The organism is Streptomyces niger (assembly GCF_000718305.1).
Taxonomy (GTDB): Bacteria; Actinomycetota; Actinomycetes; order Streptomycetales; family Streptomycetaceae; genus Streptomyces; species Streptomyces niger.
Map to the genome: position 1 here is coordinate 108649 of NZ_JOFQ01000016.1, position 23708 is coordinate 132356.

The following is a 23708-nucleotide window of genomic DNA, read 5'->3' on the forward strand; positions in this document are numbered from 1 at the left end:
CGCTTCTGTTGGACTGGAAGCATGGCACTGCTCACCGACATCCGGCTCCCCGCCGTCCAGCTGGCCGCCGTCTCCAAGAGCTACCCGAGCGCCGCCGGCGCCGTACCCGTGCTCCGCGAGGTCAGCCTGGGCTTCCCCCAGCGGGCGCTGACCGCGGTGATGGGGCCGTCCGGGTCCGGCAAGACCACCCTGCTGAACTGCGCCGCCGGTCTCGACAAGCCCGACAGCGGCAAGGTACTGCTCGGCGACACCGATCTGGCGAAGTGCGGCGAGCGCGAGCTGACGGTGGTGCGCCGCAGCCGTATCGGCTTCGTCTTCCAGCAGTTCAACCTGCTGCCCATGCTGACGGCCTACGAGAACGTGGCGCTGCCCCTGCGGCTGCAGCGCGGCCGGGTCAAGCGCGACCGGGTACGGGAGGCGTTGCGTCAGGTGGGGCTGGAGGACAAGGCGGACCGGCGGCCCGCTCAGCTGTCCGGCGGTCAGCAGCAGCGGGTGGCGATCGCCCGGACGCTGGTGGCCGAACCCGAGATCGTCTTCGCCGACGAGCCGACCGGCTCGCTGGACCGGCGCAGCGGCCGGCAGATCATGGAGCTGCTGCGCGACTCCGTCGACCGGGTGGGCAGCACGGTGGTGATGGTGACGCACGACCCGGCCGCCGCCGCGTGCGCCGACCGCGTGGTGTTCCTGTCGGACGGCAAGGTCGTCGGCCGGCTCGACCACCCGACGGCCGAGGCCGTCGCTCAGCAGCTGAGCCTGTGGGAGCGGTGATGTGGCGCATCTCGGTGCGGTCGGTGCGCCACTACTGGGCGCTGTTCGCCGGTACGTTCGTGGCGCTGGCGCTCGGTGTGGCGCTGATCGGTGTGTCGGCCGCGGCGCTCGCCGCCACTTGGGCGGTGCCCGCGGCACCGCGGGCCGAGAGCGCGTCGGTGACCCTGACCGACGGCCACGGCACCGCCCGCACCCTGTCCAGCGGCGACGTGGACATGGGCGGGGTGCAGAGCGTACTGGCGATGGCCGGCGTGGTCTCGGCATTCGTCACCGTCTTCGTCATCGCGGGCACCTGCGCCTTCGGCATCGCGCTGCGTCGCCGCGACATGGGGCTGCTGCGCCTGGTCGGCGCGGGCGGCCCGCAGGTGCGCCGGATGGTGCTCGGTGAGTCCCTGGCCGTGGCGGTGCCGGCCGCGTCGGTCGGCTGCGCGGTGGCGGCCGGGACCGCCCCGGTCGTCGTGAAGGCCCTCAACGGGACCGGGCTGTCGCCGGTCGAGCTGCACCTGGGTCCCCTGTGGTGGCCCCTGCTGTTCGCCGCGGGCAGCGGTCTGGTCATCGCCGTACTGGGCATGCTGGCCGCCTCGAAGCGGGCCGCCCGGGTGCGGCCGACCGAGGCGCTGCGCGAGGCGGACCTGGACGCCCGGACGATGACCGCGGGGCGCGGTGTGATGGGTGCGCTGGCGCTGGTCGCCGGTGCGGTGATGGTGGCGCTCGCCCCCGGTGCCGGTGCCGAAGCGGCCACCCCGCTGGCACTCTTCGGCACGATGGCGCTGGCGGTGGCGGCCACCGCGTTCGGGCCGCTGTACCTGCCGCCGTTGCTGCGGCTGATGGCGCTGCCGCTGCGCTGGGCGGACCCGGTGGCCGGGCGGCTCGCCGCGGAGTCGGTGCGCACCTCGCGCCGCCGCACCGCCTCCCTCGTGGGCCCGGTGCTGGCCATCCTCGCGATCGTCGGCGTCTTCACCACGGTGCTCTCCACAACGGGGGCGGCGACCGAGGCCGACGACCGGGCGCGCACCGCGGCGCAGCTCGTCGTCGAACCCGCCACCGGTGGTGCCACGCTGGGGCGGGACGTCCTCCACCGGTTGCGGTCCGACGACCGGGTGGCCGCGGTCTCCGCGCCGGCCCCGCTGGAGGTGGCGGTGGCCGGGCCCGACTCGGTGTGGAAGGAACAGGCGGCGGTGGCCGACCCGGTGGCACTGGCCCGGACCCACCGGGTCACCGTGGTGGACGGCGCCCTCGGTCACCTCGGGCCCGGGAAGGTCGCTGTCTCCCGGGAGTTCGCCGACTGGTACGGGTACCACGTGGGCTCCGTGGTCAGGTACGGCCTCTTCGGCGGGAAGCCGATGACGGGCCGGGTGACCGCGGTACTGGACGGCGGGTCGGCTGTGCCCCCGCTGCTGCTGCCCTCCGGCTCCCGGGGAACCCCCGCCCCGGGGCCGGAGCGTGCGGCGGTGCTGCTTGACGAGGAGACCGCGGGCTCCGCCGCGGCGGAGGCCGCGGACCTGGCCGAGCGGCTGGGTCCGGACCGGGTGCGGGTGACGCCGACCGCCGACTGGTTCGGCCGGACGGCGACCGGTCAGGACCGGCTCAACCGGCTGGTTCTGGGCGTCCTGACAGTGCCCGCTTCGCTGTACGCACTGATCGCGGTCGCAAGCACTTTGGTGATGTCGTACAGCCGGCGCAGCCGGGAGATCGCGGGCATGCGGATGATCGGCGTCAGCGCGGCGCAGGTGCGCCGGATGGCGCTGTGGGAGACGCTCTCCACGACGCTGCTGGGAGTGGTGATCGCCGGTGTGGTGGTGGCACTCGGTGTGCGTGCCCACCGGGCGTCGCTGGACGTGCTCGGCGGCGCGGCGCCGCTGAGCGTGCCGTGGGCGATGCTCGGAACGCTCACGGCCGCGTGTGCAGTCGTGGGCGTGGTGGTGAGCCTCGCGGCATCCGGACGTTTGCTCCGGCAAGTGAGCGTGGCAACGGTCACTTCTCGCCAGTAACATCTTCCACACTGTGGACTTACGAGACACCACGTAGCGTCATCGGTCGTGCCGCGCCTATGCTGAGGCAGTCCCCACAGCTCCACTTTGTCCACACCATTCGGCGGCACGCGTCCGCGAGTTGGTTGGCACGATCCTTACGAGCAGGAGTCTCCCATGCGCGTCGTGATCGCCGAGGATTCCGCGCTCTTGCGAGCCGGAATGGCGAGGCTGCTGTCCGATGAGGGAATCGATGTCGTCGCTTCCCTCGGTGACGCCACAGAGGTGCTGGAAGTCGTCCGCGAAACCCGGCCGCACGTGGTGACCATGGACGTCCGTATGCCTCCGACGTTCACGGACGAAGGCATTCGCGCCGCCCTTGAGATTCAGAAACTCGGCCCCGGGACGGCGGTCCTGCTGCTGTCCCAGTACGTGGAGCCCACGTACGCGGAAGAGCTGGTCCGGGACGCGCCGGCCGGGGTGGGGTACCTGCTGAAGCAGCGCGTGGGGGACTTCGAGGAGTTCCTTTCCGCACTGCACCGGGTGCGGCGCGGGGAGACCGTACTGGATTCCGATATCTTCAAGCAGTTCATCGGCAGCCCTCGCGAAAAGCATGCCACCGAGCTGCTGACACCGCGCGAACGCCAGGTTCTCGAACTCATGGCGACCGGGCTGACCAACAGCGGAATCGTCAACCGGCTCGGTATATCCGAGCGTGCCGTGGAGAAACACGTCACGTCGATCCTCAGCAAGCTGCGCATCCCCAGTTCGGGCGAGGACCATCGGCGGGTACTGGCGGTATTGAACTACCTGCGGGGCAGAGAAAAAGTCCAGGACCTAGCCGAATAACACACGGATGCGCGTAGTCCTGTGACTTTTCCGACTTCATACCGCGTGGCGGCCGGCCTCATCTATCTCTCCGTCGGCAGCCTGGTGGGCCTGTTGCTCGCCCCTTTGCTCGTGGTCTCACTGGCGTTGCGTGCCGCCTCCTGGCTGCTGCTCGTCGGCCTGCCGATGGCGGTGGTCCTCGGCGTGCGCGCCGTGACCGCCGCGGTCCGGTTCGTGACCGCCGCGGGGGAACGGCGGCCGGGCCGGCCCGACACCCCGCTGCGGGAAGTGCTGCGGCAGCTTCCGGGCCGGGTGGCGCACCTGCGGGACGGCCTCTCCTTCAGCCTGCCGCTGCTGCGGGCCGTCGCCGACCTGGAGCGGCTGCTCGCCCACTCGGTCGCCGCCGACCCCGGACAAGGGGACGGCACACCCCGCGCCGCCGCCGAGGAACGGGAGTGGGTGCACCGCGGCGCGAAGGCGAGCTGGGACGACATCGGTTACCTCGGCCTGTTGCTCCTCGGCACGGTGTGGTTGCTGCCGCTGGCCGCCCTGGCGCTCCCGGTGGTGGTGTTCCTCATCGCCCTGCCCATCGGACCGCCCGAACAGCTGGCGTTCGGCCCCGGCAACACCTTGCTGGTGACCGGGGTGGTGACGCGTTCGTCGGTGGCGCTGGCCTCCGTGGTGCTCTTCGCGGTGCTCCTGCGGCTGTTGTTCTGGATGGGGAAACTGCGCGCCCGGATGGTGCGCCGCATCCTGAGCCGTATCGACGTGGCCGAAGCGCAGCGCAGGGAGGACGCGGCGGAACGTCAGCGCGTCGCGGCGCTCCGGGTGAACGACGCCGATTACCGCCGTCTGGAAAGGGATCTGCACGACGGGGCACAGGCGCGGCTGGCCGTGCTGCTCATGCACCTTTCGCGCGCCAAGAGCCGGCGCACGGACGACGTGGCGTATCTGTGCGGGCTCATCGAACGGACCCACGAGGAAATCGGCAAAGCGCTCGATGACATACGCGATCTGGTCCGGGGTATTCAGCCGCCCATTTTGAGCGACCGCGGCCTGGAAGCGGCCGTGACGGCTCTGACCGAACGATTCCATGTACCGGTGACGGTGCACAGCAGCCTCGACCGGCGTCCGAATGTGAACGTGGAGTCGACCGCGTATTACATCACCGCTGAATGCCTGGCCAATACCGTCAAGCACGCGTCGGCCACGCGTATTCACGTGTGCCTGGAAGAAGAGGACAACCAGCTGGTCGTCTCGGTGACGGACGACGGCGCCGGCGGCGCCTCCATGGCGGCCGGCACGGGGCTGCGCGGGCTCGAGGACCGGGCCGCCGCGCTCGGCGGACGCCTGGAACTCAGCAGTCCGCCCGGCGGCCCGACCACCGTCCGGGCCGCCCTCCCCTGGTCGGCGCACACCTTCTGACGTGCGAGTTTTCCTCTGATCGAAAGCCCTTGCCGCGCGACGGCCACCTGATCGATCATTGGGGTGGTACGGCTACCCGCACCCCACACGGTGCGGGTAGCCGTACTGTGGAGCTTCTATAAGGGGGAAATGTGGAAGCGCATCTCGCGGCGGACCGATTGCGCGAACTCGCGCACGACCACTCGGTCCCCGGCGCACAGCTGACGATCCAGCAGGCCGGGAGACGCCGGTCGCTGTGCACCGGCGTGGCCCGGGCCGGCACCGCGGAACCGGTGACCGGGGAAATGGCTTTCGCCTACGGCTCGGTCACCAAGATTTTCACGGCCACCCTGGTGGCCCAGCTCGTTTCCGAGGGCGACCTGGAATGGGACGATCCGGTCGGCGAGTACGTGGCGGAGTTCGACGGGGCGGTGGACGAGGCTTTCTCGTCCGTCACCCTGCGGCGACTGCTCGGCCACACCGCCGGACTGGTCGCCGACCATGAACTCGACGATGTCGAGGAGTCCTCGCTCGTCCGTTACACCGCGAGCCTCGCGACCACCCGGACCCTGCATGAACCGGGCCATTGCTTCTCGTACTCGAATTCCGGTTACAACATTCTGGGCCGGGTCATCGAGGCGGTCACGGACATGAAATGGCAGGCCGCCCTGGAGAACAGGGTCCTCCGACCGCTCGGCATCGACCCGGTGTTCGTGAACGGCCCCTCGGCCGGGCAGCGCCCCCTCGCCGACGGCCACGCCGTCCCGCCCGGAGGCGGCCAACCGGCCCGGCCCGTCGGCCTGTTCCTCCCGCACAGCTGGGCCCCGGCGAGCGGCCTCGCCGGCAGCGCCGACGACCTGGCCGACCTCGCCGCACTGCACCTCGGCGTCCACCCCGACTCCGGCGCGCTGCTCCCCGAGGAGCAACGCGCCGAGATGGCCGGCCGGTTGCCCGCCGCCGACGCCTTCGGCATGGCCGACGGCTGGGGCATGGGCCCCGCCCACTACGCCTCGCCCGCCGGGCACTGGCTCGGCCACGACGGCACCGTCGACGGCGGCACCGCCCACGTGCGGTGGCATTCGGCGAGCGGCACCGCCGTCGCCCTGACCACCAACGCGACCACCGGCACCCGGATGTGGGCCGACCTCGTCGACGTGCTCCGCGAACAGGGGATCCCGGTCGGCGACCACCGTCCCGGTACCCCCGCCGCACCGGCCCTCTCCTCCGGTCTCGGCCGCTTCGCCGGCGACTACCGCAACGGCGACACCTCGTTCGCCGTACGCACCCACCACGACGGCGCCACGCTCCGCCTGACGGACGCCACCGGGCTCACCGCCGACCTGACCGTCCACGCCGACCTGGTCTTCACCGCCCGGCGGACGGACACCGGCACCGCGCCCTTCTCCGGCCGGTTCGTCACCGACCCCGCCACCGGCGACGTCACTCTCATGCAGCTCGGCGGTCGTTCCGCCCGGCGGACGACGGCTGCGTAACCGCACCCGTCCCGCCGGCACCCCGCCACGGTCCGCGCACCGGCCGGCCCCGGCCCCGGACCGCTCCCCCTTCGCTCCCCTTCCGACGTTCCTTTGTCGGCTTCCGGCTCCTTGCCCTGGCACGCCCATGTCCGGAAGCCGCCTTCCCTGGAGGTACAGACGTGGCTCGCGCCGACGCGCCGGTGAACCGGGCAGTCCCCGACCCGACCGAGTTCTGGCGGGACCGACTGGACGGCGTTCCGCCCCTGGAGCTGCCGGCCGACCGGCCGCGCCCGGTCGTCCGGTCGGCCGGCACCGCCGCCTACGAGTGCGCCCTGCCCGACCGAGCCGCGGCGGCCCTCGCGGACCTGGCACAACGTCAGGACAGCACCCCCGGTGCGGTTCTCGCGGCAGCCGTCGCCGCCCTGCTCACCCGCTACACCGGGCAGGAGGACATCGCCCTCGGCACCGTCTCGCCGCGCACCGGCCACACCGTCGTCCTGCGCACCGGCGTCGAGCCGGCCGCGTCCTTCGCCACGCTGCTCGGCAGCGCCTCCCGGGCGCTGACCGACGCCCTCGCGCACGACGGTGTCCCCTTCGCCGAGCTCGTCGACGCACTCGCCCCCCAGCGGGACACCAGCATCACCCCGTACATCCAGGCCATGACCGCCGTACTCGACGAACTCCCGCCCGCGGCACGGGACTTCGACCCGCTCGACCTATCGGTGGAGGTCTCCGCCGCCGCGCTGCGCATCCGTATCCGGCACAGCACGGCCCTCTTCGACGAGGCGACCGTCGCCCGGTTCGCCGGTCACCTCGCCGTGCTGCTCACCGGCGCAGCCGAGGACCCGTCGCTGCCGCTCTCCGCGCTGCCGCTGCTCACCGACGAGGAGTTCGCGCACGTCGTGCGCGACTGGAACGACACCGCGCGGGACGTGCCCACCGGCACCTTCCCCGAGCTGTTCGCCGCTCAGGTCGCCGCGCGCCCCGACGCCACCGCCGTCATCGACGAGGACGGCTCCGTCACCTACCGCGAACTGGACGAGCGCGCCAACCGCATCGCGCACCACCTCATCGAACGCGGCGCGGGACGCGACCGGTTGATCGGCCTCTGCGTCGAGCGCGGCGCCGCCATGGCGGCCGGCCTGCTCGGCATCATGAAGGCCGGTGCCGCGTACCTGCCGCTCGACCCCGCCTATCCGGCCGACCGGCTCGCGTACATGCTGCAGGACTCCGGCGCCCGCATCGTCGTCACCCAGCGCGAACTGCGCGACCGGCTGCCGGACACCGGCGCTGCCCTCGTGGATCTCACCGCCGACCGGGCCGCGCTGGACGCCCACCCGGCCACCGCCCCCGACACGGACCCCGTACTCGAGGACCTCGCGTACGCCATCTACACCTCCGGCTCCACCGGTCGCCCCAAGGGTGTGCTCGTCTCCCACTCCGGCATCGGCAACCTGGCCGCCGTGCAGGCCGAGGCGTTCGACGTCACGCCCGGCAGCCGCGTCCTCCAGTTCGCCTCCGCCAGCTTCGATGCGGCGTTCTGGGAGGTGTGCATGGGACTGCTGACCGGCGCCGCGCTCGTCATGGGAAGCAAGGAGACCCTCGCGCCGGGCGAGCCGCTCGCCGCCTACGCCGCCGCGCACGGCGTCACCCACGCCACCCTCACCCCGGCGACCGTCGCGGTGCTCCCCGAGGGCCGCGGCCTGCCCGACGGCGCCACGCTCGTCGTCGCCGGCGAGGCCAGCACCGCCGACCTGGTCGCCCGCTGGTCCCGCGGCCGCCGGATGATCAACGCGTACGGGCCCACCGAGACGACCGTCTGCGCGACCATGAGCGCCCCGCTCAGCGGCGCGACGGTCCCGCCGATCGGCACGCCCATCGCCAACTTCGCGGTGTACGTCCTCGACGAGACACTGCGCCCGGTGCCCGCGGGGGTGCGCGGCGAGCTGTACATCGCCGGCGCCGGCCTCGCCCGCGGCTACCACGGCCGGCCCGGCCTCACCGCGGAACGCTTCGTCGCCAATCCCTACGGTGCGCCCGGCGAGCGCATGTACCGCTCCGGCGACATCGCCCGCTGGCGCGCCGACGGCACCCTGGAGTACCTCGGCCGCGCCGACGACCAGGTCAAGGTGCGCGGCTTCCGCATCGAACTCGGCGAGATCGAGAGCGCCCTCGCGCTCCACCCCGACGTCGCCCAGGCCGTCGTCCTCACCCACAACACCAACCTGCTGGCCTACGTCTCCCCCTCCGGCGAGCGCCGCCCCGCACCGGACGACCTCCGTGCACACCTCGCCGCGGGCCTGCCCGACCACATGGTCCCCACGACGATCGTGGTCCTGGACACCCTGCCGCTCACCCCGAACGGCAAGGTGGACCGGAAGGCGCTGCCCGACCCCGCCACGGTGCAGGAGAACACCGGCACCGACCGCGCCGCACCGCGCAACCCCGTCGAGGAGACCCTCGCCGGCGTCTGGACCGACGTGCTCGGCATCGAGGACATCGGCATCCACGACGACTTCTTCGCCCTCGGCGGCAACTCCATCCTCTCCGTCCGCGCCGTCTCCCGCATGCGCACGGCGCTGGGCATCACGCTGCCGCCGCGCGTCCTCTTCGACCACCCGACGATCGCCGGTCTCGCCGCGTCGGTGACCCCGGAGGAGTCCGCCGGCGACACCTCCATCCCCGTCGTCTCCCGCGACGGCGCCCTGCCGATGTCGTACGGCCAGCAGCGGCTGTGGTTCCTGCAGGACTTCGACCCCGAGAGCGCCGAGTACCACACCGTCACCGGCCTGCGGCTGACCGGCGCCCTCGACGCGGCGGCCCTGCACGCCGCCGTGCAGGACCTCACCGCCCGCCACGAGTCGCTGCGCACCACCTTCGGTGTCGTCGGCGGCCACGGCGTCCAGGTCGTGCATCCCCAGCTCGCTCCCGAGTGGCGTACCGAGGACCTCAGCGGCATCGACGAGGCGCTCCGCGAGGACCGGCTGCGGGAGCTCACCCGCGCCGAGACGAACCGCCCCTACGACCTGACGGCCGGCCCGCTGGCTCGCGTGCTGCTCGTCCGGCTCGGCGAGGTCGAGCACGTGTGCGTCCTCGGCATGCACCACATCGTCACCGACGGCTGGTCCATGGGCATCGTCACGCGGGAGCTCGGTGAGCTGTACGCCGCCCGCACCGAGGGGCGAGCGCCCCGGCTGGACGACGTGGCCGTGCAGTACCCCGACTTCGCCGCCTGGCAGCGGGGCCGCCTCGAAGGCGGCGGCCTGCTCGACCGGCACCTGGACTGGTGGCGCGAGCGCCTCGCGGACCTCGCCCCGCTGGAGCTGCCCACGGACCGGCCGCGCCCGGCCGTACGCTCCTCCGCCGGCGCCGTCCACACCTTCCCCGTCCCCGCCGGCACCACCGACGCCCTCAGGGACCTCGCGCAGCGACAGGGCGCGACCCTCTTCATGGCGCTGACCGCGGCCGTGAAGGCGGTCTTCGCCCGCTGGTCCGGCCAGCAGGACATCGCCGTCGGCACCGCCTCCTCCGGCCGCAACCACAGTGACCTCGAAGGCCTCGTCGGCTTCCTGGTCAACACGGTGGTGCTGCGTTCCCGCGTCGACCCCGACATGACGTTCCAGCAGTTGCTGGGACAGCTGAAGGAAACCGTCCTGGAGGCCTTCGCGCATGAGGACGTGCCCTTCGAACGGCTCGTCGACGCCGTCGGTGCGGCGCGCGACACCAGCCGCACGCCTCTGGTGCAGGCCATGGTCGTCCTGCAGAACGCCCCCGGCGACCGCGTCCGGCTGCCGGGCCTGGAGACCGCCGACCACCCGGTGCCCCGCGAGGCCGCACCGTTCGACCTGACCGTGGAGTTCTTCGAGACCGGGGACGGGCTCACCGCCCAGGTGAGCTACAGCACCGCCCTGTTCGACGAGGCGACCATCGCCCGCTTCGCCGGTCACCTGAACACCGTGCTGGCCGCGGCCGCCACCGGGCCCGACCGGGCCCTCGGCACGCTCCCGATGCTGACGGAAGGCGAGTACGAACAGGTCCTGCGCGGCTGGAACGGCGCCCGCGCCGACACCCTGACCGGCACCCTTCCGCAGCTCGTCCAGGCGAGCGCGCGCCGCAGGCCCGACGCGCCGGCCGTGGAGGACACCCGCGGCGTCCTCAGCTACCAGGAGCTCGACGAGCGGGCCAACCAGCTCGCCCACCACCTCCGGTCGCTCGGCGCGGGGCCCGGCACCTTCGTCGGCCTGTGTCTCGAACGCGGTGCCGAGACCGTCGTCGGTCTGCTCGGCATCATGAAGTCCGGCGCCGCCTACCTGCCGCTGGACCCCGGCTACCCGGCCGACCGGCTCGCCTTCATGGTGCAGGACTCCGGCGCCCGCATCGTCGTCACCCGCACCGAGCTCGTGCGGCGGCTGCCGGACACCGGGGCCACCGTCGTGGACCTCGCCCGGGACGGCGGGACGCTCGCCGCGCTGCCCACCACCGCGCCCGAGCCCGGCCCGGCCCTCGACGACCTCGCGTACGTCATCTACACCTCCGGTTCCACCGGTACGCCCAAGGGTGTCCTCGTCCCGCACCGCGGCATCGGCAACCTCGCCTCCGCCGAGATCGACCGGCTGGCCGTCACCGAGGACAGCCGCGTCCTGCAGTTCGCCTCCTCGTCGTTCGACGGCGCGATCATGGAAGTCGTGATGGCGCTGCCGGCGGGGGCCACCCTGGTCCTGCCGCCGCACGGCCCGGTCGTCGGCGAGGCCCTCCAGGGCTTCCTGCGCGAGCGCCGGATCACGCACACCCTGCTGGCGCCGTCCGCCGTGGCGACCCTGACGCCCGAGGGCCTCGACGGGCTGCGCACCCTCGTCGTCGGCGGCGAGGCCAGCACCGGCGACCTGGTGGCCCGCTGGTCGGCCGGCCGCCGCATGATCAACGCGTACGGACCCACCGAGTCCACCGTCGTCGCCACCATGAGCGCACCGCTCACCGGCGGCGCGGTCCCCCCGATCGGCACCCCGCTGCCCAACACCCGCGTCCGGCTGCTCGACGCGGCACTCCAGCCCGTGCCCGTCGGCGTCCCCGGCGAGCTGTACATCGCCGGTCCGCACCTGGCCCGCGGCTACCACGGCCGGCCCGGCCTCACCGCGGAACGCTTCGTCGCCGACCCGTACGGCGGCCCCGGCGAGCGCATGTACCGCTCCGGCGACGTGGCCCGCTGGCGCGCCGACGGCACCCTGGAGTACCTCGGCCGCGCCGACGACCAGGTCAAGGTGCGCGGCTTCCGCATCGAACTCGGCGAGATCGAGACGGCGCTCGGCCGTCACCCGGAGGTGCGGGACGCGGTGGTCGTCGTCCACCACGACGAGGCCGGCCGGGGGCGTCTGGTCGCCTACCTGGTGGCCGACCGCGATCTCACCACCGGCGAGCTCCGCACCCACCTGGCCGGTTCGCTGCCGGACTACATGGTGCCCGCGCTGTACGTCCCGCTGGAGCGGCTGCCGCTCACCCCGAGCGGCAAGGTCGACCGGCGGGCCCTGCCGGCGCCGGACGTACGGGCCGGGCAACAGGGCTCGGACCACACCCCGCCCCGCGACCGTACCGAAGAGGTCCTCGCCGCCGTCTGGGCCGATGTCCTCGGAGTCGAACGGGTCGGCATCCACGACAACTTCTTCGACCTGGGCGGCGACTCCATCCTGTCCATCCAGGTCGTCTCCCGCGCCCGCCAGGCCGGGCTGCGCCTCACCTCCCGGCTGCTGTTCCTGCACCAGAGCATCGCCGCTCTGGCCGGTGCCGTCGGCACCACGGAGGAGGCGTCCGCCGAGCCGTCCGAGGTGGCGGGCGAAGTCCTGCTCACCCCCATCCAGGACTGGTTCTTCACCGAACACACCGTCAACCCCGATCACTACGGCATGTCGGCTCAGGTCGAACTGGCCCCCGACACCGACACCGCCCTCCTGGGGCGGGCCCTCGGCGCGGTCGTCACCCACCACGACGCCCTGCGCATGCGGTACACCCGCAAGGACGGCCGGTGGGTCCAGGAGTACGGCGACGCCCCCGTTCCGCCGCTGACCGTGCAGGACCTGTCGGCCCTCGCCGACGACGAGCGGGACGCCGCCCTGCACGAGGCGGCCCTGGCGGCGCAGCGCTCCCTCGACCTCGCGAGCGGCGCCCTGGTCAAGGGTGTGTTCTTCCGCCTCGGCCCGTCCCGGCCGCCGCGGCTGTTCCTGGCGGTGCACCACCTGGTGATGGACGGCGTCTCCTGGCGCATCGTGCTGGAGGACCTGGCCACCGCCTACAGCCGGCTCGCCGAAGGGCTCCCCGCCGACCTGGGTGCCCGGACGAGCAGCTACCAGCAGTGGGCACAGCGCCTGACCGACCACGTGCGCTCCGGAGCCTTCGACCGGGAGATCGCCCACTGGCAGGAGACATCCGCCGCGGTCCGCCCGCTGCCCCGTGACGGCCGGCCGGGCCCGGACGCCGGCACCTTCGGCGAGACGGCGACCGCATCGGTACGTCTCGGCCGGGCCGAGACCGAGGCCCTGCTGCAGCGGGTGCCCGCCGCGTACCGCACCCAGATCAACGACGTCCTGCTGACCGCGCTCGGCCGGGTCCTGCACGACTGGGCCGGTGCCCCGGTCACCGTCGCGCTCGAAGGCCACGGGCGTGAGGAGCTCTTCGACGACATCGACCTGTCCCGCACCGTCGGCTGGTTCACCACCATCCACCCCGTCACGCTGGACGCCCCCGGCGGCGACTGGGGACAGGCCCTGAAGTCCGTGAAGGAGCGGCTGCGGGCCGTACCGGGACGCGGCATCGGCCACGGCGCCCTGCGGCACCTGTCCGAGCCGGGCAGCGCCGCGCACACCGCCCTCGCGACGGCCCCGCACCCCGAGATCAGCTTCAACTACCTCGGTCAGTGGGACGGCACCGCCGACGACGGCGGCCTCGTACGCGCCCGGCTGGCGGCGCTCGGCGCCGACCAGGCCCCGGAGCAGCCCCGTCCGCACCTCATCGACATCGTCGCCGCCGTCGGCGACGGTGAACTGCGCATCGACTGGATCCACTCCCCCGCCGCGCACCGCACCGAGACCGTCCAGCGGCTGGCCGACGCGTTCCGCGCGGCGCTGTGCGAGGTGGTGGAACACTGCCTGCAGCCCGGGAACGGCGGGGCGACGCCGTCCGACTTCCCGCTGGCCGGGCTCGACCAGGCGGCAGTCGACCGGATCGCCGGCAACGGCCGCGACATCGAGGACATCCACCCGCTCACCCCGATGCAGAGCGGCATGCTCTTCCACACCCTGTCCGACCCGGCCGCCTACGCCGAGCAGATGACCTTCGAGCTCGACGGCGTCACCGACCCGGCCCTGCTCGCCCGGGCCTGGCAGCAGGTCGCCGACCGCGTCGGCGTGCTGCGTTCGTCGCTGGAGTGGCAGGACGTCGAGCGCCCGCTGATGGTGGTACGGCGCCAGGTCACCATGCCCGTGACACACCTCGACCTGCGCGCGCTGTCCGCCGGGGAGCGCGACGAGGCGGTCCGCCGCTTCGTCGCCGAGGACCGGGCACGCCCCGTCGACCTGACGAGCGCGCCGCTGATGCGGCTCACCGTCATCCGGCTCACGGACACCACGGTCCGGCTGGTGTGCGCCTTCCACCACATCCTGCTCGACGGGTGGTCCACCTTCGACCTCCTCGCCCAGACGCACTCCGCGTACGCGGACCTCGCCGCCGGCCGGGAACCGGTACTGCCCGCCCGCCGGCCCTTCCGGGCGTACGTGGACTGGCTGGAGCGGCAGGACATGGCCGCTGCCGAGGGCTACTGGCGGGACACCCTGGCCGGCTTCTCGACACCGACCCCGCTGCCGGTGCTGCGGCACACCGCGCCCGGCCACCGCACCGGCTCCACCGGGCGGCTCTCGCGCTGCTTGTCGCCGGAGGCCTCCCGGAAGGTGTTCGACTTCGCCCGCCGGCACCGGCTCACCGTCAACACCGTGCTGCAGGGCGCCTGGGCGCTGCTGCTGGCCCGGCACTCGGGACAGCAGGACGTGGTCTTCGGTGCCACCGTCTCCGGCCGTCCGGCCGGTCTGCCCGGGGCCGAGTCGATGATCGGCATGCTCATCAACACCCTGCCGGTCCGGGTGCGCGTGGACGGGAGCGCACCGGTCACCGACTGGCTCGCGGACATCCAGCAGTCCCAGGCCGAGGCGCGCCAGTACGAGTACGTACCGCTGCCGCGCATCCAGGCGTGCAGTGACGTCGAGCGCGGTGACGATCTCTTCCGCAGTCTGGTCGTCTTCGAGAACTACCCGATGGACGACGAGTCGGCCGCCGCCAACGGGCTGCGCCTGCGCGGCCTTTCGGGAACCGAGGCCACCAACTACCCGCTCAACCTGATCGCCTACGCGGGCGACGAGTTGACCTACACCCTCGCGTACGACACCGAGCTGTACGACGACGGGACCGCAGGCCGGCTCTGCGGCCACCTGGAGGCGCTGCTCGTCTCCCTCGCCGCCGGTGCCGACGGGACGCAGGTCGCCGCGGTGCCGATGCGCACCGCCGCCGAGACCGAGCTGACCGTGCGGGCCTGGAACGACACCGCCCACGAGCTGCCCGAGGCAGCGCTGCCGGAGCTGTTCGCCGCGCGGGTCGCCGCGCATCCCGACGCGGTGGCCCTGACCCACGCGGGCCAGGAGCTGACCTACCGTCAGCTGGATGAGCGGGCCAACCGGCTCGCCCACCACCTCGTCTCCCTCGGCGCCGGTCCGGACGCCCTCGTGGGTCTGTGCCTGGAGCGCGGCGCGCAGGCGGTCACCGCACTGCTCGCCGTCCTCAAGGCGGGTGCCGCCTACGTACCGCTGGACCCTGACTACCCGGCCGACCGGCTGGCGTACATGATCGCGGACGCCGGGGTGGAACTGCTGGTCACCGAGGAGCGGCTGCGCGACCGGCTGCCCGCCTCCGGGGCCCGCGTCGTCGATCTGGACCGCGACGCCGCGGCCGTTGCCGCCCGGCCGGGCGGCACGGCACCCGCGCCGCCGCCGGCACCGGACGACCTGGCCTACGTCCTCTACACCTCCGGCTCGACCGGTACTCCCAAGGGCGTGCTCACCCCGCACCGGGCCGTCGTCCGCCTGGTGCACGGCACCGAGTACACCGACATCGGTCCGGGCGACACCGTCGCGCAGTTCGCCTCGCTGTCCTTCGACGCCTCGACGTTCGAACTGTGGGCGGCGCTGCTCCGCGGGGCACGGCTGGCCGTGCACCCGCCGCAGCTGCCCACCACGGCTGAGCTGGGCCGGTGGCTGAAGGAAGGCGGCGTCACCCACCTGTGGCTCACCGCGGGCCTGTTCCACCAGATCACCGACGACGACATCGGTGTGTTCGCCGGGCTGCGCCAGCTCGTCGCGGGCGGCGACCGGCTCTCCTCCGACCACTGCGCGCGGGTTCTGGACGCGCACCCCGCACTGCGGCTGACCAACGGGTACGGGCCCACCGAAGCCACCACCTTCACCACCACGCACGACCTGCGCGACGCTCTGGGCTCCGGTTCCGTGCCGCTGGGTGTCCCGCTCGCCAACACCAGGGTGTACGTGCTGACCGAGACCCTGGAGCCGGCGCCCATCGGCGTGCCGGGCGAGCTGTGCATCGCCGGTGCGGGGCTGGCCCGCGGCTACCACGGCCGGGCCGGGCTGACCGCGGAACGCTTCGTCGCCGACCCGTTCGGTGCCCCCGGCACGCGGATGTACCGCTCCGGCGACCTGGTGGCGTGGCGGCCGGACGGCACCCTGGAGTTCCTCGGCCGCACCGACGGCCAGGTCAAGATCCGCGGCTTCCGCGTGGAGACGGGCGAGATCGAGGCCGCGCTGGTGGCCCACCCCGCCGTCGGCGACGCCGCCGTCGTGCCGCACACCGACCCCGAGTCGGGCCGGACGGTCCTGGTCGGCCACCTGGTCCCGGCCGGCGGCACCCCGCTGCCCGGCACTGCCGAGCTGCGCGCGCACCTGGCGGCCGCGCTGCCGGAGCACATGCTCCCGGCGGCGTACACCACGCTGACGGCCCTGCCGCTGACCGCCAACGGCAAGGTCGACCGGAAGGCGCTGCCGGCGCCGGAGCAGCGGATCGGCACCGGCACGGAGTACGTGGCCCCGAGGACGCCCACCGAGGAGCTGATCGCCGAGGTCTGGCAGGAAGTGCTCGGCGCCGAACGGGTCGGCGTCCACGACACCTTCTTCGAGCTCGGCGGGGACTCGCTGGTCGCCCTGCGCACGGTGGCGCGGCTCAACTCCCTGTTCGGCACCGGCATGTCACCGCGGGCCCTCTTCGACCGGCCGACGGTCGCCGAGACCGCCGCCGGCATCGAGGAACTGATCCTGGCGGAGCTGGAGGCGTCCGCCGGCACCACCCCCTGACCCCTTCTTTTCCGAACCGAAAGGCTCACCGTGTCCAACCCCTTCGAGCAGTCCGACCGCTCCTACGACGTCCTCGTCAACGAGGAGGGCCAGCACTCGCTGTGGCCCACCGGCACGGCCGTCCCGGCCGGCTGGGAGACCGTGCTCGCCGACCGCCCCCGCGAGGAGTGCCTCGCGTACGTCGAGACCCACTGGACCGACATGCGCCCGCGCACCCTGCGCACCGGCGCCGCCTGACGCCCCGCGCGGCGAGGCGGCGGGCACCACCCGCGGCCGCCGCCCCGCCGCGCGGCCCATGACCAGCACACCGACGGTCCGGCCCGGTGGCCACCACCACCGCTGTGACCCGCTCGTCGAGCACCGACCGTACTTTCCAGGGGGAACCTGCCCATGAACACGCCGTCTGACCACGCGGACCGGATAGCCGCGCTCCCCGACCACCTCCGCGAAGCGCTCGCCCAGCGCCTGGCCGGCCGGGCAGGGGCCGCGGCGGCCGCCGCGGCACCGCTGGTGCCGGCGGTGCCGCGCGACGGTGACCTGCGCATGTCCTTCGGTCAGGAGCGCCTGTGGTTCCTGGAGGACTTCGCGCCGGAGAGCGCCGACTACCACTCCGCGCTGCCCGTGCGGATCGGCGGGCCCCTCGACGCGGATGCGCTGCGCGCCGCCGTCGGCGACCTCGTGGCCCGTCACGAGGCGCTGCGGACGACGTTCGGGTCCCGGGACGGCGTGGGGGTGCAGATCGTCCACGACCGGCTCGACCCGGAGTGGGTGACCGTCGAAGCCGACGGTGAGGACGCCGCCCGCGAGGCCGTACGGGCGGAGATGACACGGCCGTACGATCTGGCGGCCGGGCCGCTGGTCCGTGTGCTGCTCGTGCGTCTCGCCGACGACGACCACATCTGCATCCTGGGGATGCACCACATCGTCACCGATGGCTGGTCCATGGGTGTCATCGCCAGGGAGCTGGGCGAGCTCTGCACGGCCCGGTCCGAGGGCCGCCCGGCCCGGCTGCCCGAGGTCGCCGTCCAGTACCCGGACTTCGCCGCCTGGCAGCGCGGCCGGATGGCCGACGGCGAACTCCTCGACCGGCAGCTCGCGTGGTGGCGCGACCGGTTGAAGGGCATCTCCCCGCTGGAACTGCCCACCGACCGGCCGCGCCCCGCGGTGCGCTCCTCCGCCGGTGCGGTGCACGAGTTCGACCTGCCCGCCGGGACCGTCACCGCGCTCAAGGAGCTCGCCCGCACGCAGGGTGCGACGCTCTTCATGGCGCTGACGGCCGCCGTGAAGGCCGTCTTCGCGCGCTGGTCGGGGCAGGAGGACATCGCGGTCGGCACCTCGTCCGCCGGCCGCGGGCACAAGGACCTGGAACAGCTCGTCGGTTTCCTCGTCAACACCGTCGTGCTGCGCACCCAGGCGACGCCCGAGCTGACCTTCACCGAGCTGCTGGCCCGGGTCAAGGACACCGTCCTGGACGCCTTCGCGCACGAGGACGTGCCGTTCGACAAGCTCGTGGAAGCGCTCCAGCCGGAGCGCGACCCCAGCCGCACGGCGCTCGTGCAGGCCATGGTCGTCCTCCAGAACGCCCCCACCGACACCCTCGCCCTCCCCGGCGCCACCGTCGCGCCGTACCCGCTCGAACGGGACGCCTCGCTGTTCGACCTCACCTTCGAGTTCGAGGAGCGCGACGGGCGCCTGCACGGCCTGGTCGAGTACAGCACCGAACTCTTCGACGCGGACACCATCGCCCGGATGACCGGCCACCTCGGCGTCCTGCTCGCCGGTGCGGTCGCCGACCCGGACCGGCCGGTGGCCGGCCTCCCGCTCCTCACCGAGGACGAGCGGCACGAGCTCGCCGTCGAGTGGAACGCCACCGGCCTGCCGGCCGGCGACCCCGCGCTCCTCCACGAGCGGCTGACCGCACAGGCCGCCCGGACACCCGACGCGGTCGCGCTGGTCGCCGAGGACGCCACGCTCACCCACCGGGAGCTGGACGAGCGCGCCAACCAGCTCGCCCACCACCTCGTCACCCTGGGTGCCGGCCCCGGTTCGCTGGTCGGGCTGAGCGTCGAGCGGGGGTCCGCCATGGCCGTCGGCCTCCTCGGCATCCTCCGGGCGGGCGCCGCCTACGTCCCGCTCGACCCGGCCTTCCCCGACGACCGGCTCGCCTACATGCTGGCGGACTCCGGGGCCCGGATCGTGGTGAGCCGCACCGCGGTGCGCGGCCGGCTGCCCGGCGGGAACGGCCTGCGGATCGTCGACCTCGACGCGGAGCGGGAGGAGATCGGGCGGCTGCCCGTCACCCCGCCGCCGGTCACCGTCGCCCCGGAGGACCTGGCGTACGTCATCTACACCTCGGGCTCCACCGGCAACCCCAAGGGCGTCGCCGTGGAGCACCGCAACGTACGGCACATCCTCACCGCCTGGGACGAGCGGTACGGACTCGCGGACCTGAAACTGCGCTTCCTGTCGGTGTCCAGCCTCTCTGTCGACCTCTTCTTCGCCGACCTCATCCGGTCCCTGCCCTTCGGCGGCGCGCTGATCATTGCCTCGAAGGACGTCACCACGGAGCCGCCCGCGCTCCTCGACCTGGTCGCCGAGACCGGCGCCACCGGCCTGGAGATCGTGCCGTCCCTGCTCAACGCCGTCGTGCAGGAGGTCGAGCGGCGCGGCGAGGACTTCCCCGCGCTGCGGCTGATCTCCGTCGGCTCCGAGGGGTGGCGCGTGGAGGACTGCCGCGCCCTGCTGCGCCGCATCCCGCCCCGCTGCGTCGTGGTGAACGCGTACGGCGGCACCGAGGCCACCGTCGACTCCACGGTCTTCGTGCCGACCGAGGAGAGCCTGCGCCACAGCGTGTACGTGCCCATCGGCCGCCCGCTGCCCAACACCCGCGTGTACGTCCTGGACGCGCACCGGAACCTGGTCCCGCGGGGCGTGCCCGGCGAGATCTGGATTGGCGGTGAGGGCATCGCCCGCGGCTACCACGGGCGCCCGGAGCTGACCGCCGAGCGGTTCACCGACAACCCCTTCGTACCCGGGGACCGGCTGTACCGCACCGGCGACCGGGCCCGCCGGCTGGCCTCCGGGGACCTGGAGTTCCTCGGGCGCGCCGACGACCAGGTCAAGATCCGCGGCTTCCGCATCGAGCTCGGCGAGGTCGAGAGCGCCCTGCTCACCCACCCGGACGTGCGGGACGCCGTGGTGCTGGCCCGGCAGGAGGACTCCGGCCGGCGGCGCCTGGTGGCGTACGTGGTGCCGGAGCGCGCCGAGGCGGAGCCGGGCATCTCCGAGCTGCGCACCCACCTGTCCGGCCGGCTGCCCGACTACATGGTCCCCGCGCTCTTCGTCACGCTGGACCGGCTGCCGCGCACGCCGAACGGCAAGGTCGACCGGCGGTCGCTGCCCGAGCCCGAGGCCCAGGCCGACCGGCACGCGACGGAGTACACCGCGCCCCGCGACGCGACCGAGGAGACCCTCGCCGCAGTCTGGGCCGATGTGCTCGGCGTCGAACGCGTCGGCATCCACGACAACTTCTTCGACCTGGGCGGCGACTCGATCCTCTCCATCCAGGTCGTCTCGCGCGCCCGCCAGGCGGGCCTGCTCCTCACGTCCAAACTGCTCTTCCTGCACCAGACCGTGGCCGCTCTCGCGGGCGTCGTCACCACCGCCGGACAGCCGTCGTCCGCGGCACCCCAGGAGATCACCGGGCGGGTCGAACTCACGCCCATCCAGCGCTGGTTCCTCGACGAGCACACCGTCGACCCCGACCACTACGCGATGTCCGTGCACCTCGCACTCGCCCCGGACACGGACGCCGCGCTGCTGGAGCGCGCCCTCCACGCCGTCGTCGCCCACCACGACGCGCTGCGCCTGCGCTTCACCCGCCAGGGCGCCGAGTGGGTACAGGAGTACGGCGACCGGCCCACGGACATCCTCACCGTCCGCGACCTCGGCGGTGCCGAAGACGTCGAGCAGGCCCTGAACGACGCCGCGCTGGAGGCCCAGCGCGCACTGGACCTGTCCACCGGCACGCTGATCAAGGGCGTCCACTTCCTGCTCGGCGACGACACGGCCCCGCGCCTCTTCCTCGCCGTCCACCACATCGTCATGGACGGCGTGTCCTGGCGGGTCCTCCTGGAGGACCTGGCGACCGCGTACGACAAGCTCGCGCAGGGGCAGGCCGCCGACTTCGGGCCCAGGACGAGCAGTTACCAGCAGTGGGCCGCACGCCTCACCGCACACGTCCGCGACGGCGGCCTCGACCACGAGATCGGCCACTGGCGCTCCGTCGACCCCCGCAACGCCCCCGCCCTCCCCGTCGACCACCCGGCCGGCCGCAACATCACCGCCGCCGAGCAGACCGTCGAGGTGCGCCTCGGCCGCGAGGAGACCGCGGCGCTGTTGCACCGCGTCCCGTCCGTGTACCGGACGCAGATCAACGACATTCTGGTCACCGCCCTCGGCCGCACCCTGTCCGGATGGACGGGTGCCGACCGGCTCGTCCTCGGCCTGGAGGGGCACGGCCGCGAAGAGCTCTTCGACGACGTCGACCTCTCCCGCACCGTCGGCTGGTTCACCACGCACTTCCCGGTGGCGCTCACGCTGCCCGCGGGCGGCTGGGACGTGGCGGTCAAGTCCGTCAAGGAGCAGCTGCGGGCCGTACCGGGCCGCGGCCTCGGCTACGACGCCCTGCGGTTCCTCTCCCTGCCCGGTGCCCCGGGCCACGCCCTGCACGCCGACCCGCTGCCCCCGGTCAGCTTCAACTACCTCGGTCAGTGGGACGGCACCACGGCGCAGGACGGGCTGGTCCGCGACCGGCTGCCGGCCCTCGGCCAGGACCACGCGGCGGACGAGCCCCGCCCGTACCTGCTCGACATCGTCGGCATGGTCGAGGACGGCAGCCTGGGCTTCACCTGGATCTTCTCCGGCGAGGTCTTCGACCGGCCGACGGTGGAGCGGGTGGCGCACGCACACCTCACCGCCCTGCGGGCGTTGCTGGACCACTGCCAGGACCCGGCGAGCGGCGGCGCCACCCCGTCCGACTTCCCGCTCGCCGGCCTGGACCAGGCCGCCGTGGACCGGATCGCCGGGGACGGCCGGGACGTCGAGGACATCTACCCGCTCACCCCCATGCAGAGCGGCATGCTCTTCCACACCCTCGCCGAACCGGGTTCCGGTGCCTATTTCGAGCAGATGAGCTTCGTCCTGGACGGCGTCACCGACCCCCGGCTCCTGGAGCGGGCCTGGCACCACGTCACCGACCACCTGGAGATCCTGCGCGGCAGTGTGGTGTGGGAGCAGGTGGACCGCCCACTGATGGTGGTCCGAAGACGCGTGGCGACGCCGGTCACCCACCTGGACTGGCGCGGCCTGAGCGCTGACGAGCAGGCCGAGGCGCTGGCCCGCCACCTGGCGGAGGACCGGGCGCGCGGCATCGACCTGTCGGCCACCCCGCTGGTGCGGATCGCCCTCGCCCGGACGTCCGACACCGCGGTCCGCGTCCTGCGCACCTCCCACCACGTGCTGCTGGACGGCTGGAGCACCTTCCAGATGCTCGACGAGCTGACCACGACCTACCGGGCGCTGCAGGCCGGCGAGCGGCCCGCCCTGCCCGCACGGCGCCCCTTCAGCGCCTACGTGGAGTGGCTGGAGCACCAGGACCTGACGGAGGCGGAGGCGTACTGGCGCGCGCTGCTGGACGGCTTCGACGAGCCGACGGCGCTGCCGTACGACCGTCGCCCCACCACCTCCCACCGCGCGCAGTCCGCCGAGCGGCTGGTGACCCGCCTCCCGGCCGGCGCCTCGCGGCAGCTCTACGACTTCGCGCGCGCTCACCGGCTCACCGTCAACGCCGTCGTCCAGGGTGCCTGGGCGCTGCTGCTGTCCCGGTACGCGGGCGAGCAGGACGTCGTCTTCGGCGCCACCGTCTCGGGCCGCCCCGCCGACCTCCCCGGCGCGGACTCCATGGTCGGCATGCTCATCAACACGCTTCCGGTGCGGGTCGCCGTCGACGGTGATCTGCCGGTCGGCGAGTGGCTGGCCGGTGTGCAGGAGGCGCAGGTCGAGGCGCGGCAGTACGAGTACGTGCCGCTGCCGCGCATCCAGGGCTGGAGCGGCGTCGAACGGGGCACCAACCTCTTCGAGAGCCTGGTCGCCTTCGAGAACTTCCCCGTGGACGGCGACACCGGGCAGGCCGACGACGGTGTCCGGCTGCACGGCCTCGAAGGCGCGGACGTCACCAACTTCCCGCTGAACCTCATCGCGTACGCCGGTGACGAGCTGGCGTTCGCCCTCGCCTACGACCCCGAGCTGTTCGATGCGGCCACCGTCGAGCGGCTGGCGGCGCATCTGACCGCACTGCTCACCGGCATGGCCGCCACGCCGGAGCAGCCGGTCTCGGCTGTTTCCATGCTGGCCGCAGGCGAGTGGGACCGGTTGGTTCGGGAGTGGGGTGTCACGGAGGGCACGGCCCCCTGGGAGGGCACGATCCACGAGCGGGTGGCCCAGCGGGCCGCGCTCACCCCGGACGCGCTCGCCGTCTCCTGCGCGGGCGAGACACTGACCTACCGAGAGCTGGACGAGGCGGCGAACCGGCTGGCCCACCACCTGCTGTCCCACGGCGCCGGCCCGGAGCAGCTCATCGCCCTCTCGGTCGAGCGCAGCCTCCAGACGGCCGTCGGCCTGCTCGCCATCCTCAAGACCGGCGCGGCCTACGCCGTCGAACACCACACCGTCCTGCACCTGCTGGCCAACTGCGTCTGGGAACTGTGGGGCGCCCTGGCCACCGGCGGCCGCGCCGTCATCGTCAGCCACGACACCACCCGCAACGCCGACGCCATGTGGCAACTCCTCCGGGACGAGCACGTGACGGT

8 protein-coding genes are annotated in these 23708 nt (G+C 73.2%); all 8 read left to right on the forward strand.

The genetic code is table 11. The annotated features are described in order from the left end of the window. Positions 1-21 precede the first annotated feature (21 nt). Entirely contained in the window at positions 22-768 is a 747-nt protein-coding gene (locus tag IF20_RS27425) for an ABC transporter ATP-binding protein (protein WP_052868028.1), read from the forward strand. Further along, on the forward strand, positions 768-2759 hold the full coding sequence (locus IF20_RS27430) for an ABC transporter permease (protein WP_052868029.1): 1992 nt from the start codon (positions 768-770) through the stop codon (positions 2757-2759). Before IF20_RS27425 ends, IF20_RS27430 begins: the two co-directional genes overlap by 1 nt. A 156-nt stretch (positions 2760-2915) precedes the next feature. Then, positions 2916-3587, forward strand: coding sequence for a response regulator transcription factor (locus tag IF20_RS27435; RefSeq protein WP_052868030.1), 672 nt, complete (start codon positions 2916-2918; stop codon positions 3585-3587). 45 nt (positions 3588-3632) lie between these two features. Further along, on the forward strand, positions 3633-4991 hold the full coding sequence (locus IF20_RS27440; RefSeq protein ID WP_234426842.1) for a sensor histidine kinase: 1359 nt from the start codon (positions 3633-3635) through the stop codon (positions 4989-4991). 131 nt (positions 4992-5122) lie between these two features. Further along, positions 5123-6463 (forward strand): serine hydrolase domain-containing protein, encoded by a 1341-nt coding sequence (locus IF20_RS27445; RefSeq protein WP_052868032.1) that lies wholly within the window; start codon positions 5123-5125, stop codon positions 6461-6463. 161 nt (positions 6464-6624) lie between these two features. Then, positions 6625-16839: a non-ribosomal peptide synthetase gene (locus tag IF20_RS27450; RefSeq protein ID WP_052868033.1), complete on the forward strand. Its 10215-nt coding sequence runs from the start codon at positions 6625-6627 to the stop codon at positions 16837-16839. Between the two features lie 30 nt (positions 16840-16869). After that, complete coding sequence (locus IF20_RS27455) at positions 16870-17076, forward strand: MbtH family protein (RefSeq protein WP_052868034.1); 207 nt, start codon at positions 16870-16872, stop codon at positions 17074-17076. Positions 17077-17229: 153 nt separating this feature from the next. Next, a partial coding sequence (locus tag IF20_RS27460) for a non-ribosomal peptide synthetase (protein ID WP_199896765.1) occupies positions 17230-23708 on the forward strand: 6479 nt, incomplete at its 3' end.